The 14693-nt window shown below is 65.0% G+C and carries 13 protein-coding genes and 1 tRNA gene; 7 read left to right on the top strand and 7 right to left on the bottom strand.

The window, feature by feature from the left end; genetic code table 11:
• Positions 1–20: 20 nt before the first annotated feature.
• The gene (locus EOD43_RS10840; RefSeq protein WP_127743676.1) at positions 21–1751 is read right to left on the bottom strand and encodes an N-acyl-D-amino-acid deacylase family protein; all 1731 of its coding nucleotides are present in this window, start codon (positions 1749–1751) and stop codon (positions 21–23) included.
• A gap of 149 nt (positions 1752–1900) precedes the next feature.
• Between EOD43_RS10840 and EOD43_RS10835 the strand changes: the two genes are divergently transcribed.
• Positions 1901–2686 carry a class II aldolase/adducin family protein gene (locus EOD43_RS10835; protein WP_127743674.1) on the top strand — a complete coding sequence of 262 codons (786 nt, stop codon included), beginning with the start codon at positions 1901–1903 and terminating at the stop codon, positions 2684–2686.
• Positions 2687–2697: 11 nt separating this feature from the next.
• Positions 2698–3870, top strand: a complete 1173-nt coding sequence (locus EOD43_RS10830; protein ID WP_127743672.1) for an acyl-CoA dehydrogenase family protein — start codon at positions 2698–2700, stop codon at positions 3868–3870.
• Between the two features lie 102 nt (positions 3871–3972).
• Here EOD43_RS10830 and EOD43_RS10825 read toward each other — a convergent pair whose 3' ends face one another.
• Together EOD43_RS10825 and EOD43_RS10820 are read right to left on the bottom strand one after the other, a co-directional pair.
• Positions 3973–4179, bottom strand: coding sequence for a hypothetical protein (locus EOD43_RS10825; RefSeq protein WP_127743670.1), 207 nt, complete (start codon positions 4177–4179; stop codon positions 3973–3975).
• Positions 4180–4279: 100 nt separating this feature from the next.
• Positions 4280–4891 (bottom strand): hypothetical protein, encoded by a 612-nt coding sequence (locus tag EOD43_RS10820; RefSeq protein ID WP_127743668.1) that lies wholly within the window; start codon positions 4889–4891, stop codon positions 4280–4282.
• Between the two features lie 136 nt (positions 4892–5027).
• Between EOD43_RS10820 and EOD43_RS10815 the strand changes: the two genes are divergently transcribed.
• From EOD43_RS10815 to EOD43_RS10805, 3 genes are read left to right on the top strand one after another with little or no spacing between them, the layout of a single operon-like run.
• The gene (locus EOD43_RS10815; RefSeq protein ID WP_127743666.1) at positions 5028–5786 is read left to right on the top strand and encodes an SDR family NAD(P)-dependent oxidoreductase; all 759 of its coding nucleotides are present in this window, start codon (positions 5028–5030) and stop codon (positions 5784–5786) included.
• Entirely contained in the window at positions 5783–7345 is a 1563-nt protein-coding gene (locus EOD43_RS10810) for an acetate--CoA ligase (protein WP_127743664.1), read from the top strand. Before EOD43_RS10815 ends, EOD43_RS10810 begins: the two co-directional genes overlap by 4 nt.
• Positions 7342–8280, top strand: coding sequence for a DUF3237 family protein (locus EOD43_RS10805; RefSeq protein WP_127743662.1), 939 nt, complete (start codon positions 7342–7344; stop codon positions 8278–8280). Before EOD43_RS10810 ends, EOD43_RS10805 begins: the two co-directional genes overlap by 4 nt.
• Before the next feature lie 4 nt (positions 8281–8284).
• Here the strand turns inward: EOD43_RS10805 and EOD43_RS10800 are convergent, their stop codons facing one another.
• From EOD43_RS10800 to EOD43_RS10785, 4 genes are all read right to left on the bottom strand, one after another.
• Positions 8285–8521: a hypothetical protein gene (locus EOD43_RS10800; RefSeq protein WP_127743659.1), complete on the bottom strand. Its 237-nt coding sequence runs from the start codon at positions 8519–8521 to the stop codon at positions 8285–8287.
• A 99-nt stretch (positions 8522–8620) separates the two neighbouring features.
• Positions 8621–8696: transfer RNA gene (locus EOD43_RS10795), tRNA-Glu, on the bottom strand.
• A gap of 80 nt (positions 8697–8776) precedes the next feature.
• On the bottom strand, positions 8777–10897 hold the full coding sequence (locus EOD43_RS10790) for a M3 family metallopeptidase (RefSeq protein WP_127743658.1): 2121 nt from the start codon (positions 10895–10897) through the stop codon (positions 8777–8779).
• Between the two features lie 24 nt (positions 10898–10921).
• On the bottom strand, positions 10922–11851 hold the full coding sequence (locus EOD43_RS10785) for a LysR family transcriptional regulator (RefSeq protein ID WP_127743656.1): 930 nt from the start codon (positions 11849–11851) through the stop codon (positions 10922–10924).
• 98 nt (positions 11852–11949) lie between these two features.
• Between EOD43_RS10785 and EOD43_RS10780 the strand changes: the two genes are divergently transcribed.
• Both EOD43_RS10780 and EOD43_RS10775 read left to right on the top strand, forming a co-directional pair.
• Positions 11950–13101: an isovaleryl-CoA dehydrogenase gene (locus EOD43_RS10780; protein ID WP_127743654.1), complete on the top strand. Its 1152-nt coding sequence runs from the start codon at positions 11950–11952 to the stop codon at positions 13099–13101.
• Positions 13098–14690, top strand: coding sequence for a carboxyl transferase domain-containing protein (locus tag EOD43_RS10775; protein ID WP_127743652.1), 1593 nt, complete (start codon positions 13098–13100; stop codon positions 14688–14690). Before EOD43_RS10780 ends, EOD43_RS10775 begins: the two co-directional genes overlap by 4 nt.
• The last annotated feature ends 3 nt before the right edge of the window (positions 14691–14693 follow it).

The following is a 14693-nucleotide window of genomic DNA, read 5'->3' as shown; positions in this document are numbered from 1 at the left end:
GGCCGGGAAGCCGGGTTCCCTCAGGCGGCCGCAGCGACATTGGCTTTGCCACGCGCGCCGCGCACGAGGCGACCGGGGAGCGCGCCGGTCGGTTCGCCGTCACGATAGGTGACTTCGCCCGCCACGATCGTCCAGCGATAGCCGCCCGCCCGCTGGACGAGGCGGCGGGCGCCGGTCGGCAGATCGTAGCGGACTTCGGGCGCGTAGAGGCTGAGCGCGTCGAGATCGATGATGTTGAGATCGGCGCGCAGCCCCGGCTCGATCCGGCCGCGATCGCCGAGGCCGAGCGCCTGCGCGGTATCGTTCGTCTGCATCCGCACGAGTTTCTCGATGCCGATGCCTTCGCCGCGTTCGCGCTTGGCCCAAAGCATCACCTGCGTGGGGAAGGATCCGTCGCAGATGATCCCCATATGCGCGCCGCCATCGGACAGGCCGGGAATGGTGTTGGGATCGAGCAGCAACTCCCGCGCATGATCGAGATTGCCATACGCATAGTTGGTCGCGACCGTGTAGATCAGCCCGCGACCGCCATCGCTCAGCATATGATCGAGCGCGATTTCGGCCGGTTCGACGCCGCGCGCCTCGGCAAGGCCCGCGATCGAATCCTCCGGACGGGGTTCGTAATCGGTATTCTCGCGGGCGAGGATGTACATGCGGCTGAAGTTGCGCAGGCCGGCGGGAAGGTCGGGGCTGCGGTTCGCCTCCAGCAGCCGTTCGCGGAAGGCCGGATCGCTCAGTTTCGCGACCTTTTCGGCATGGGGCAGCGCGATGATCTCGCGGAACACAGGGTTGGCGATGAAGGGGTTGTAGGTCAGTTCCAGCCCCTGCAGCGCGCCGACGCCGCGCGCGGCGACCTGCGCCTTCATCGGCAGGCCGGCCGCGACCGCGTCGCCCAGATGCGCGACGATGCGGCGCCAATCCTCGGGCCGTTCATGCTTCTGCATCAGCGAGAAGGAGAGGGGGCGGCCGCTTTCCTCGACCATGTGACGCATCAGTGCGAACTCGCTGTCGACATCGTCAAAGTCGCAGATCATCTGCAGCGTGCCCTTGCCCGCCGCCGCCAGCCCTTTGGCGATACCGACCAGCTCGCGCTCGGCGGCCTTGAGCGTGGGGGTATGTTCGCCGTCGGGCGTCTTGTGGTTGATCGTGCGCGAGGTGGAGAAGCCCAGCGCGCCGGCCTCCACCGCGCGTTTGGCGATGGCGGCCATCGCGTTGATGTCCGCCTCGGTCGCCTGTTCGAAACAGGTCGCGCGCTCGCCCATCACATAGGTGCGCAAGGCGGCATGGGGCAGCTGGGTGCCGATATCGACGTCGAAGCGCCGCTCCTCGATCGCGTCGAGATAATCGGGGAAGCTCAGCCAGTTCCACGGCAGACCCTCGGTCATCACCGGATTGGGAATGTCCTCGACCCCCTCCATCAGCCGGACGAGCCGTTCGCGATCCTCGGGCTTGCACGGTGCGAAGCCGACGCCGCAATTGCCCATCACGATCGTGGTGACGCCATGCCAGGACGAAGGCTGCATCCGTTCGTCCCATAGCGCCTGGCCGTCATAATGGGTGTGGACGTCGACGAAGCCGGGGGTGACGATCAGGCCGGTCGCGTCGATTTCCTGCGCGCCGGTGCCGCGAACCTCGCCGATTGCAGCGATCCGGCCGTCCTTGATCGCCACGTCGCCGATGAAGCTGTCACCGCCGCTGCCGTCGACCACGGTTCCGCCGCGGATCACCAGATCATATGCCGTATCGGCCATCACACTCTCCATATTTTGATAAGAGTGTGCGCTTTCGGATTGGCGATGAACAGCCCGGCTTTGTTGGCCCAGGCGACAAATGAGCGAGCATTGCGTCGCCTCATCAATTGAGTTAACTCTTTTGCCAACAAGAGAGGGAGCCAAGGGTGATGGAGTCGAAGATCGTCCCGACGATCTGGCCCAAGGGCAAGGAATTGCCGCCGCCGCGCGAGTCGATCGCGGAGGAGCGGCTGTACCGCAAACAGAGGCTTGCCGCCGCCTGCCGCATCTTCGGAAAGCTCGGTTTCGACATGGGCGGAGCCGGCCACATCACGGTGCGCGATCCGGGCGATCCAACGCATTTCTGGGTAAACCCCTACACGGTCCCGTTCGGCCATATCACGGTGTCGAGCCTGATCATGGTCAACCATGAGGGGCGTCGGGTTGAGGGTGAAGGGCAGCTCAACCGCGCGGCCTTCGCGATCCACGCGCGGCTGCATGAGGCGCGGCCCGACGTGCTGGCGGCGGCGCATTCGCACTCGATCCACGGCAAGACCTGGTCGACCCTGGGTCGCACGCTCGATCCGCTGACGCAGGACGCCTGCGCCTTCTATCAGGATCACCGGGTCTTCTCGGCCTTTTCGGGGGTAGTGTACGACACTGACGAGGGCGATCGGATCGCCGAGGCGCTGGGCGACGGCAAGGCGGTGATCCTGCAGAATCACGGGCTGCTGACCGTTGGCGGATCGATCGAGAGCGCGGTGTGGCGCTATATCGGGATGGAGAATGCCGCGCAGGTGCAACTGGCGGCGGAGGCGGTCGGTACGCCGATCCCGATCCCGCACGACGTCGCGATCAAGACGCGTGGCCAGATCGGGTCCGAGATTGCCGGCATCTACGGCTTCAAACCCTATTGGGACATGGTCATCCGCGACGAACCCGACCTTTTCGACTGAAGGACCCCATCTTGTCCGATCATATCCTGACGCCCGAACAGGCGGAGATCAGCAGCGCCGTGCAGAAGGTGCTGGCCGATTTCGACGATGCCTATTGGCACGATTGCGATGAGGCGAAGCGCTTTCCCGAAGAGTTCGTGAAGGCGATGGCCGATGGCGGTTGGCTGGGCATCGCCATGCCGCAGTCTGTGGGCGGCGCGGGGCTGGGGCTGGGCGAGGCCGCGGCGATGATGCAGGCGGTGACGGAGAGCGGAGCGGGCTTCACCGGCGCATCGGCAATCCACCTCAACATCTTCGGGCTGATGCCGCTGATCCGCTTCGGCACCGATGAACAACGCGCGCGCCATTTGCCGCGCGTGCTGGCGGGCGAGGATCGGGTCTGCTTCGGCGTGACAGAGCCCGATAGCGGCCTCGACACGACCAGCCTGAAGACCTTCGCCACGAAGAAGCCCGGCGGCGGATGGCGGATCAACGGGCGCAAGATGTGGACCAGCGGCGCGCAGACCGCGACCAAGATCCTGATCATCGTCCGCACCACGCCCAAGGAGCAATGCGCCAAGCCGACCGAGGGGCTTTCGCTATTCTATACCGATCTCGATCGATCGAAGGTGGACGTGCGGCGCATCCCCAAGATGGGGCGCAACGCGGTGGATACCAATGCGGTGTTCATCGACGATCTGGACGTGCCCGACGAGGATCTGGTCGGCGAAGTCGGCAAGGGCTTCCGCTACCTGCTCCACGGCCTCAATCCGGAGCGCGTGCTGTTCGCGGCGGAATCGGTGGGGCTGGGGCGTGCGGCGCTGCGCAAGGCATCGGACTATGCGCGCGATCGGACCGTCTTCGGCCGACCGATCGGGCAGAACCAAGGCATCCAGCACCCGCTGGCCAAATGCTGGATGGATCTGGAGGCGGCCAATCTGATGGCGTTCCAGGCCGCCCGCCTGTTCGATGCCGATCAGGAATGCGGATCCTTCGCCAATGCCGCCAAATATCTGGGCGCGGAGGCGGGTTTCCATGCGTGCGAGACGGCGGTGCTGACGCATGGCGGCATGGGTTATGCCCGCGAATTCCACGTCGAACGCTATTTCCGCGAGTCCATGATCGCGCGCATCGCGCCGGTCAGCCGCGAGATGATCTTCAGCTACATTGCAGAGCGAGAGCTGGGGCAGAAGAAGAGTTATTGAGGGGAGGGTGATGGGCGCACGCGGGGCGCGCTCATAAGCGCCAGCGGCGGCTTGACCTAAATATGCGTCATCCCGGCCTCCGCCGGGATGACGGTTGGGGGCTTATCCCTCCTTGTGGGTCTTGGTGATCTTGGTGGTCTTCTTGATCACCTTGCGATGATGGACCGTCGCGGTGCGGTTGACGCATTTGTCGGTGACGGTTTTCGAACAGGTCGGTAGCGCGGGCGCGGCCGGCGCAGCGTCCTGCGCGTGGGCGGCAATCCCCGTCGTCGCGAAAGCGAGCGCGGTCAGCATCACGATGGTCTTCATCAGAAAACTCCTGCCTCTTCAGCGAGACGTTGCCCGCCGCCGGGCCAAACGCGCGAACATCACAACAGGTTCGGCTCGCGCATCATTTCCTGATATCGCTTCACTTCTTCGGTTTGGCAGGCCCGGTGACCTCAAGCTTGCGGGCAAGCTCCAGTATCTGGGCGCGCGTGGCGGCGGCGCCTTCGGATGGATAAGCGGCCGTGAGGCGCGCGCTCCAATAGCCGAAGCTGACGGTCGAGAGGCTCAGTTCATAAGGCTGGCCATCGGCGACCGCGGTGAAGCGGCCCTGATAGCCCGATCCGGCCTTCATGCCCGGCGGATCGAATGGCCCTTCACCGGCCGGCTTCAGATCGCTGAACTTCAGCGCGCCGAAATATTGGCCGATCAGCGATTTCATGCCGAGATAATGTTCCTTCGGCGTCATCGCCTCGATGTGGATCAGCGCGACGCGCGCGACGATCGGCGTGCCGTTCAGATCGCGGCCATAAGCGATGGTCACGTCATGCCCGACCAGATCGAAGGGCTGCTCGTAGAATCGGGTGAAGCCGGCGAGTTTCTTGGGAAACACCGTGCCGCTGGCTTCGTGGATCAGATTGTCATTGCCCCGGCATTTGAAGCCGGTCGGAACCGCATCGGGGCAGGCCGCCTGCGCGCCCGTTGCCGCTGTTGCCAGCAGCAGCGCCGCCATGATCGATCGCATCCGCTTCGCCATATCGTGCACCCCTGTTCTGCGAGACGCGCCTGTCCTAGCCCAACCTTTAGTCGTTCCGAAAGGGTGTGCGGTTCGCGCCGACTGCGATATTCCAAACGAAACGCCAAAGAAAACGAACGACAAAGGAGCAGGGTTGATGGCGGACGTCCGCTATGATTTCGCGGGAGAAAGTGTCGTCGTCACCGGTGGCGGGCGTGGACTTGGCCGGGCGATTGCAGAGGGCTTTGCTGCGGCGGGCGCGACCGTCGCGATCATCGGACGCGATGCTGATCGCCTGGCGCAGGCGGCCGCAGACATAGAGGGCGATGTGCGTGCTTATGCGGCCGATGTCGCAGACGAGGCTGCGATGGAGGCGGTCGCCGCGCGCATCCTGGGCGACCTTGGGCCGGTCGACACTCTGATCAACAATGCCGGGATCAACCCCTGGTATCGCAGCGCCGAAAAGGTGCCGATGAGCGAATGGCGCGCGATCATCGACGTGAACCTGAGCGCGGTGTTCCATTGTTGCCTGTTGTTCGGGAAGCCGATGATCGAGCGCGGCAAGGGATCGATCATCGGGATCAGCTCGGTCGCCGGCCATGTCGGGCTGGCCAAGGCGGCGGCCTATAATGCGGCGAAGGGCGGGCTGGAACTGCTCACCAAGTCGCTGGCGATCGATTGGGCGGCGAAGGGCGTGCGGGTGAACACGGTCGCCCCCGGCTATTTCGAGACCGATCTGACGGCGGGCCTGCAGGGGCACGAGATATTGTCGGGCAAGATCGTGGATCACACGCCGCTGGGGCGCTTCGGCAAGCCGGAGGAGGTTGTGGGGGCGTGCCTCTATCTGGCGTCCCCGGCCGCGAGTTACGTGACCGGCCAGTCGCTGCGCGTCGACGGCGGTTATACCGCGTCATGAGCCTCTATCCGCCGAGCTTCAATTTCGGCGGCGACGTCGTCGATCATCTCGCGCGCACCGTCGACGGCCCGGCGCTGATCTGGGCCAATGCAGCGGGCGAGGAGCAACGCTTTTCCTTTTCGGATATGGCGCGGCTTACCGCGAAGCTGGCCGCATCGCTGGCGAAGCTGGGTGTCGCGAAGGGCGACCGCGTCATCATCATGCTGCCGCGCATTCCCGAATGGCAGATCGCAATGGTTGCCTGCTTCAAGCTGGGTGCGATCCCGATCCCGTGCATCGAGATGCTGACCGCCAAGGACATCGCCTATCGCGTCGCCCGCGCCGAGGCGAAGGTGGCGATCGCGCGCGCGGAGCAGGTCGACAAGTTTGCGGGCCTCGACATCCCAATCCGCATCAGTGTGGGCGCGGCAGCGGACTGGCTGGCGTTCGACGCGCTGATCGATGCCGGCGATCCGGGGTTCGAGCCGGTGCGGATGGAGGCCGAGGATCCGGCGATCCTCTATTTCACCAGCGGATCGACCGGCCAGCCCAAGGGCGTGCTGCATGCGGCGCGCGCCACTTATGTGTGGCGGCAATCGGCGATCGACTGGCTCGATCTGCGCCGCGACGACATGATCTGGGCGACGGCGGATACGGGCTGGAGCATGGCGGGCACGGCGATCCTGGTCGGGCCGTGGAGCGTGGGGGCGTGCGCCTTCTTTTATGACGGGCCGTTCGACGCTGCGGAGCGGCTGCGGCTGCTGTCTCGCTATGGCGTCACCGTCTATTGCGCGCCGGCCACCGAATTGCTCCGCGTGGTCGATCAGGACATGGCGGCGCACGATCTTTCGCGCCTGCGCCGCACGACATCGGCGGGCGAATCGCTGAGCCCCGTGATCGTCGATCGCTGGCAACGGGCGACGGGGCATCCAATTGCGGAAGGCTATGGCCAGACCGAAACGCTGATATCGATCTGCTATCCGCCCGATCTGCTCTACCGCCGGGGTTCGGCGGGCAAGGCGATGGCGTATAACGACGTCCGCATCGTTGCGGGCGGGCGCGAACTGCCGCGCGGCGAAATCGGCGACATCGCGATCCGCGCGCCCAATCCGCAGATCATGCTGGGTTATTGGAAGGATCCGGAGCGGACGGCCGATTGCTATGCCGACGGGCCGGATGGACGATGGTTCGTCACCGGGGATCGCGGTTCGCAGGACGAGGACGGGTTCATCTATCATCAGGGGCGCACCGACGATGTGATCAACTCGTCGGGCTATCGGATCGGGCCGAGCGAGATCGAGGATGTGCTGCTGACCCACCCCGCGGTGGCCGAGGCGGCCGTGGTAGGCGGGCCAGATGAGGAGCGCGGCGAGATCGTGGTCGCTTTCGTTGTGGCGCGCGGCGATGCCGGAGAGGCGCTGGCGGGCGAGTTGCAGGCCTTCGTTCGGGCCGGAACCGCGCCCTACAAATATCCGCGCAGCGTGCGCTTCGTGGGCGAATTGCCCAAGACGCTGACCGGCAAGATCCAGCGCAACGTGCTGCGCGAACAGCTCGTGCGCGAAAAGGGAGAGGGGAAATGAGCGAGGTCCAGATTCCGGTCGACCATATGTTCACGATGGTGCTGGAGGGGCTGAACGACGCCCGCCACGATTATGTGGGGCCGTTCGGCCGCCGCATCTTCGAGAAAGCGAGCGGTGGCACGATCCGGGGGGCGCGGCTGAACGGACAGGTGCTGAGACTGCATGCGACTGACTATGGCCGCGCCAGCCTCGACGGATCGTTGCGGCAGCTCGATGCCGAGGCGGGGCTGCTGCTCGATGACGGGACCGCGATTCTGATGCGCTATCGCGGGCGGATGTCGCCGCGTTATGGCGCTGGGCAGTCGCGGATTTCGGCCGTGTTCGACGTGGCGGACGGGCCGCATGGCTGGATCAACGGGATTCAGGCGATGGGCGTCGGGGAGGAGCGCGCCGACGGCACCACGGTCATTGAGGTCTATCAGCTGACCGGCGAGGCCGAGAGCGAAGGCCCGCGCGATACCGCGACCGACCCGAGCCAGCGCCGCAGTCTGCCCGCCGAATTCGTCCTGCGCCGCAAGAGCGAGCATGAGCCGGGATCGAAGCGGCATACCGTCGCCAGCCCCTTCGGCGCGCGTTACTTCACGCTGGCCGAGGCCGGCGGCGCGTTCAAGGGGCCGAAGATCGCGGGGCAGTTCCTGTCCGGCTACAGCTGGTCGCCGCATTATATGCATGCGAAGGGCGAGCCGGGTCAGCCGGGGTTCGAGATGCTGATGCATTATGACGTCAAGACGCTGCTGCGCACCGATGACGGAACATCGGTGCTGATGGCCTATACCGGCGCGACGTCGGGCGCCTATGCGCGCGGGGCCTGGATGACGGCGACCTTGTTCGAAGTGCCGGAAGGGCCGCACGCCTGGTTGAACGAGGTGCAGGCGGTGGGGGCAGGGCGATGGGCCGGGGACGGCGCCGAATATCGGGTGTTCGCGCTGCTTTGAGCCGTTACGGCCTGGCGCTGACCGGCTTGCCGCATTCGAGATCGCGGCTGTTCTTGCCGACGGCCTTCTTGCACATCCGCATCATGCCGGTGACGGTGTCGAGCACGTAGAGGCTCGGTTCGTAAGGGCCATCGCCGATCACGACCTGATAACGGCCGATCTTTGAAGGGGGAGCCTGCGGTGCGGGCTGGTTGCAGCCGGCGAGCAGCAGCGCCGTCAGGATGATTGCGGGTTTCATCATCGGGAATCGCTCCTCCGTTCCGCGCCGCGTGAACCGGCGTTCTGGCCATATCGAAGCGCAGGATAGACCGATCTGGGCTGTCGAAAGCCTGAACCGTGGTGGTGACCCCAACGGGACTCGAACCCGTGTTTTCGCCGTGAAAGGGCGACGTCCTAGACCGCTAGACGATGGGGCCGTCGATCGGTGACGGGGCGATTAGGGGAGAGGCGGCGGGGGGTCAACCCCACCCGACGCCCAACCTGTCATTAAAGTGATTTATTCCTCCGTAACCGGGAAGCCTTCGTGGCGCAGCCAGGCGGCGACCTTCGGATCGCGGCCCCGGAAATTGCGGAATGCCTGCGCCGGATCGACCGTATTGCCCACCGACAGGATCGTGTCGTGGAATCGCTTGGCGGTGGCGGGATCATAGGGGCTGCCCGCTTCGCCGAACGCTTCATAGGCGTCGGTCGCCAGCACTTCGGCCCACAGATAGCCGTAATAGCCCGCCGCATAGCCTTCGCCGGCGAAGATATGGCCGAATTGCGGGATGCGATGCCGCATCACGATTTCCTTCGGCATGCCGATTTCGGCCAGAGTCGCCTTTTCGAACGCTTTGGGATCGATCGCGGCGTCGCCCGCCAGATGCAGCTTCATGTCGACGATCGCGCTCGCCTGAGTCTCGACCACGCTGAAGCCCTGGTTAAAGGTCTGCGCGCGCTTGATCTTGGCGAGCAGTTCGGCCGGAATCTGTTCGCCCTTCGCATTGACGAGCATCGCCTGCACCTCAGGCGTCGAGAACCAGTTCTCGTTCACCTGGCTGGGGAATTCTACGAAGTCGCGCGCCGTATTCGTGCCCGACAGCGACGGATAGGTGCTGTTCGCGCTCAGCCCGTGCAGCGCGTGGCCGAATTCGTGGAACATGGTTGCGGCATCGTCCCACGAAATCGTCGTGGGCTGCCCCGCGCCGCCGGGGATGAAGTTCGAATTGTTCGACACGATCGTCGGCACGTCGCCATCGACACGCGATTGCTCGCGATAGGCGTTCATCCACGCGCCCGATTGCTTGCCGGCGCGCGCGAACGGATCGAAATACCAATAGCCGATGTGATTGCCGGCCTTGCCCTTCACCTCATAGACGGTGACGTCGGGGTGATAGACGGGCAGGCCGTCGACCTTCGCGAAGCTGTAGCCGTAGAGCTTGCCCGCGGCCATGAACATCGCGTCGCGGACATGATCGAGCTGGAGGTAGGGCTTCACCTCACCCAGATCGAGGTCGTACTTCGCCTTGCGCAGCTTTTCCGCATAGAAGCGGTAGTCCCACGGCTCGATCGTGATCTTGTCCGCATCGGCGATCTTCTGCATCTCGGCGACGTCGGCATGGACCTGCGCAACCGCGGGTTTCCACGCACGCATGAGCAGGTTCATCGCATTGTCGGGCGTCTTCGCCATCGTGTCGGCCAGGTGCCAGTGCGCATAGGTGGGATAGCCGAGCAGCTTCGCCTTCTGCGCGCGGACCTTCAGGATTTCGACGACGAGCGCATTATTGTCGTTGGCATTGCCGTTGTCGCCGCGGCTGACCCACATGCGCCAACCCTTTTCGCGCAGCGCGCGGTCGGTCGCGTAGGTCACGAAGGGCTCCATTGCCGATCGCGTGTTGGCGATGCGCCATTTGCCGGGCAGCTTGTGTGCTTCGGCATCGGCCGATGCGGCGGCGATCTGCGCGTCGGTAAGTCCCCTCAGCTGATCCTTGTTATCGAGGACGAGGGCGTAATTCTCCTCATCGGCCAGCTGGTTCTGCGCGAACTTGGTGTAGAGCGCGGCGAGCTTCTGATTGTAGGTCGACAGGATCGCCTTGTCGGCGGCGCTGAGCTTCGCGCCGGCCTGGTTGAAGTCGTTCCACGATTTCCAGACGAGGCGCTGCTGTTCGGGGGTCAGCTTCGCCTTGTCGGGCGAATTGTAGATCGCGTCGATGCGAGCAAAGAGCTTGGCGTTCTGGATCAGCCGGTCCTGCGCGGCCGCCAGTTTCGGCATGACCTCTTCCTCCACCTTCTGGAATTCGGGGCTGGAGAGGTTGGACGAATAGACGAAGAAGATGGTCAGCGCGCGGCTGAGCGGGCGGCCGGCCTTTTCGAGCGGGACGATCGTGTTGTCGAAGGTGGGCGCGGCGGGATTGGCCGTGATCGCGTCGACTTCCTTGAACTGCGCCTCGATCCCGGCCTCGATCGCGGGCTTGAAATCGGACACCTTCGCCTTGTCGAACGCCGGGACGCCACCGTTCGGGCCGGTCCATTCGGCGAGCAGCGGATTGGCGGGCAGCGCGGGGGCCGCGCCCAGCGGCGCGGTCGCGGCGGCCACCACCATCGCGGCGGTGCCGGCGGCGAGGATCATCTTGTTCATGGAGTCCGGTCTTTCTTCTATGGCTTATCGCCCCATCTTATCGAGCGGCGGCAGCTTGGCCAGCGGGATCGTATCGCCCCCGCGCGTGCGGCGAAGCACCGAATAGAGCGCGCTGACGAAGGTCGGCCGGCTGAAGCGCATCGCCTCATGCCGCCCGCCATAAGCGATGCCGACGGTGCGGCGCAGATCGAAGCCGGCGAGCCGAGGGCGGACAACGCCGGGCGCGGTGAACCCGTCGGGCATCACCGTAACGCCCAGGCCGGCGGCGACCATGCGGATCGCATTGTCGTCGCTGGTGGTGCGCAGCGCGAAGAAGGGGCGCACGCCGCGATCGGTGAAATAGCGGCTCGTTTCGGGCAGCGCCTCGCAATGGCGGCGGACGATCATGACGTTGTCGGCCAATGCCTCACCCGCGATCTGCGGCTGCGCGGCCAGCGGGTGCAGGGCGGGGAGGGCGAGGGCATAGCCTTCCTCATATAACGGCTCCTCGACGAAGCGATCGCCGCCCCGGTTGACGAGGGTGACGGCCAGATCGACGCGTCCGCGCGTCAAATGCTGGGTCAACTGGCGCTCATTCCCTTCGACCAGTTCGATTCGCGCCTTGGGATCGATCCGGTGCGCATCGGCGACTGCGGCGGCGATGGCGACGATCGGGATCGAGGTGAGGATGCCGACGCGCAGCACGGCCGGCGCCTCCGCGACGACCACCGATTGCTGGGCAAGCTGGAAGCTGCTTTCGATCGCGCGGGCGTGCGGCAGGAGGCGGGTGCCTGCGTCAGTGAGGTGGACACGCTGGCTCGATCGATGGAACAAAGATGCGCCGATCAGTCTTTCCAGCTTGGCGATCCCGACCGACAAGGTGGGTTGGGACACGTTGCTCTGTTCCGCCGCGCGGGAGAAGGTGCCGTTGTCGACCACGGCGAGGAAGTACCGCAACAGATATCGGTCGATCATAGATGCAGTCTATGATGTCGGCGCATATCTTTCAATTTCCGTCGATCGCCGCGCGGCGCTACCTTCGCCGCAATCATAAGAATGGAAGAGAGGATGCGATGACCACCGCTCCGTTCGATTTCGGCCTTGGCGAGACCGCCGAGATGATCCGCGACACCACCGCCCGCTTCGCGACCGACCGGATCGCACCCATCGCGGCGAAGATCGACGCCGAGGACTGGTTCCCGCGCGATCTGTGGCCCGAAATGGGCGCGCTGGGCCTGCACGGCATCACCGTCGAAGAGGCCGATGGCGGCCTTGGCCTCGGCTATCTCGAGCATGTGGTGGCGCAGGAGGAGGTGGCCCGCGCATCGGCCTCGATCGGCCTAAGCTATGGCGCGCATTCGAACCTGTGCGTGAACCAGATCCGCCGCTGGGCGACCGCGGAGCAGAAGGCGCGCTACCTGCCCAAGCTGGTGTCGGGCGAGCATGTCGGCAGTCTGGCGATGTCCGAGGCGGGGGCGGGATCCGACGTCGTCTCGATGAAGCTCAAGGCCGAGAAGAAGGGCGATCGCTACATCCTGAACGGCACGAAATTCTGGATCACCAACGCGACCTATGCCGACGTTCTGGTCGTCTATGCCAAGACGGGCGAGGGATCGAAGGGGATCAGCACCTTCCTGATCGAGAAGGGCTTCAAGGGTTTTTCGATCGGGCAGAAGATCGACAAGATGGGCATGCGCGGATCGCCGACCGCCGAACTGGTGTTCGACGATTGCGAGGTGCCGGAAGAGAACGTCATGGGGCCGCTCAACGGCGGCGTCGGCGTGCTGATGTCGGGGCTGGATTATGAACGGACCGTGCTGTCGGGCATCCAGCTGGGCATCATGCAGGCGTGTCTCGACGTGGTCCTGCCTTATGTTCGCGAGCGCAAGCAGTTCGGAAAGCCGATCGGCGCGTTTCAGCTGATGCAGGCGAAGATCGCCGACATGTATGTCGCGCTCAATTCGGCGCGGGCTTACGTCTATGCGGTCGCCAAGGCCTGCGACGCGGGGAAAACGACGCGCTTCGACGCTGCGGGCGCGATCCTGCTGGCGAGCGAGAATGCGATGAAGACCTCGCTGGAGGCGGTGCAGGCGCTGGGCGGGGCCGGCTATACGAAGGACTGGCCAGTCGAACGCTTCATGCGCGACGCCAAGCTGCTCGATATCGGTGCGGGCACCAATGAGATCCGGCGGATGCTGATCGGGCGGGAGTTGATCGGCGCATGATCCTCGGCACCTCGCTCGATCCGGCCTCGCCCGAATTCCTTGCGCGCGCCGCGCATAATCGCGGGCTGGCCGACGATCTGCGCGCGCGGGTCGCCAATGCGGCGCTGGGCGGCAGCGGGCAGGCGCGCGAACGGCATGCGGCGCGCGGCAAGCTGCTCCCGCGCGACCGGGTGGAGCGGCTGCTCGATCCAGGTTCGCCCTTCCTCGAAGTTGGGCAACTCGCGGCGAACGGCCTCTACGGAGACGAGGTGCCGGGTGCGGGGATTATCGCCGGGATCGGGCGGGTTTCGGGCCGTCAGGTGATGATCGCGTGCAACGACGCGACCGTGAAGGGCGGCACCTATTATCCGATGACGGTGAAGAAGCATCTCCGCGCGCAGGAGATTGCCGAGGCCAACCGCCTGCCGTGCATCTATCTGGTCGATAGCGGCGGCGCGAACCTGCCGCATCAGGCCGAGGTTTTCCCCGATCGCGAGCATTTCGGGCGCATCTTTTTCAATCAGGCGAACATGTCCGCAAAGGGTATCCCGCAGATCGCCTGCGTGATGGGAAGCTGCACCGCGGGGGGCGCCTATGTGCCGGCCATGTCGGACGAGACGGTGATCGTGCGTAATCAGGGCACGATCTTCCTCGCCGGCCCGCCGCTGGTGAAGGCCGCGACGGGCGAGGTGATCTCGGCCGAGGATCTGGGTGGCGGCGACCTGCACGGGCGCAAATCCGGCGTGGTCGATCATGTCGCCGACAATGACGAACATGCGCTGTCGATCGTCCGCGATATCGTCGCCACGATCCCGCTCGACCGCACGCCCGACATTGCGATGCGTGAACCGCGTGCGCCTCTGTTTCCTCCCGAGCAGCTTTACGGCGTTGTCCCCGACGATGTCCGCGCGCCCTATGATGTGCGGGAGGTGATCGCGCGGATCGTCGATGGATCCGAGTTTCACGAGTTCAAGGCGCTCTACGGCACCACGTTGGTCTGTGGTTTCGCGCATATCTGGGGCATGCCGGTCGCGATCCTCGCGAATAATGGCGTTCTGTTCAGCGAGAGTGCGGTCAAGGGCGCGCACTTCATCGAACTCGCCTGCCAGCGGCGAGTGCCGCTGCTGTTCCTCCAGAATATTTCGGGCTTCATGGTCGGCGGCAAATATGAGGCCGAGGGAATCGCCAAACATGGCGCGAAGCTGGTCACGGCGGTCGCGACCGCGCAGGTGCCCAAGATCACCGTGCTGATCGGCGGCAGCTTCGGTGCCGGCAATTACGGCATGTGCGGGCGGGCCTATTCGCCGCGCTTCCTGTTCAGCTGGCCCAATGCGCGGATCAGCGTGATGGGCGGCGAGCAGGCGGCCTCGGTCCTCGCCACTGTCCACCGCGATGCCGATCGCTGGAGCCCGGAGGAGGCCGAAGCCTTCAAGAACCCGATCCGCCAGAAATATGAGGATGAGGGCAATCCCTATTACGCGACATCACACCTTTGGGATGACGGCATCATCGATCCCGCCCAGACCCGCGACGTCCTCGGCCTCGCCTTCGCCGCCACGCTGAACGCCCCGATCCCCGAAAACGCGCGCTTCGGCGTGTTCAGGATGTGATGC

The organism is Sphingomonas crocodyli (assembly GCF_004005865.1).
GTDB classification, from domain to species: Bacteria; Pseudomonadota; Alphaproteobacteria; order Sphingomonadales; family Sphingomonadaceae; genus Rhizorhabdus; species Rhizorhabdus crocodyli.
Note: the sequence above shows the minus strand (reverse complement) of the source record. Positions and strands in the feature narration are given on the sequence as shown.

Bases quoted from the DNA above. Each gene is read 5' to 3' on its own strand.
- EOD43_RS10840 (WP_127743676.1), bottom strand. From the start codon at position 1,751: ATGGCCGATACGGCATATGATCTGGTGATCCGCGGCGGAACCGTGGTC.
- EOD43_RS10835 (WP_127743674.1), top strand. From the start codon at position 1,901: ATGGAGTCGAAGATCGTCCCGACGATCTGGCCCAAGGGCAAGGAATTG.
- EOD43_RS10825 (WP_127743670.1), bottom strand. From the start codon at position 4,179: ATGAAGACCATCGTGATGCTGACCGCGCTCGCTTTCGCGACGACGGGG.
- EOD43_RS10820 (WP_127743668.1), bottom strand. From the start codon at position 4,891: ATGGCGAAGCGGATGCGATCGATCATGGCGGCGCTGCTGCTGGCAACA.
- EOD43_RS10815 (WP_127743666.1), top strand. From the start codon at position 5,028: ATGGCGGACGTCCGCTATGATTTCGCGGGAGAAAGTGTCGTCGTCACC.
- EOD43_RS10810 (WP_127743664.1), top strand. From the start codon at position 5,783: ATGAGCCTCTATCCGCCGAGCTTCAATTTCGGCGGCGACGTCGTCGAT.
- EOD43_RS10805 (WP_127743662.1), top strand. From the start codon at position 7,342: ATGAGCGAGGTCCAGATTCCGGTCGACCATATGTTCACGATGGTGCTG.
- EOD43_RS10800 (WP_127743659.1), bottom strand. From the start codon at position 8,521: ATGATGAAACCCGCAATCATCCTGACGGCGCTGCTGCTCGCCGGCTGC.
- EOD43_RS10790 (WP_127743658.1), bottom strand. From the start codon at position 10,897: ATGAACAAGATGATCCTCGCCGCCGGCACCGCCGCGATGGTGGTGGCC.
- EOD43_RS10785 (WP_127743656.1), bottom strand. From the start codon at position 11,851: ATGATCGACCGATATCTGTTGCGGTACTTCCTCGCCGTGGTCGACAAC.
- EOD43_RS10780 (WP_127743654.1), top strand. From the start codon at position 11,950: ATGACCACCGCTCCGTTCGATTTCGGCCTTGGCGAGACCGCCGAGATG.
- EOD43_RS10775 (WP_127743652.1), top strand. From the start codon at position 13,098: ATGATCCTCGGCACCTCGCTCGATCCGGCCTCGCCCGAATTCCTTGCG.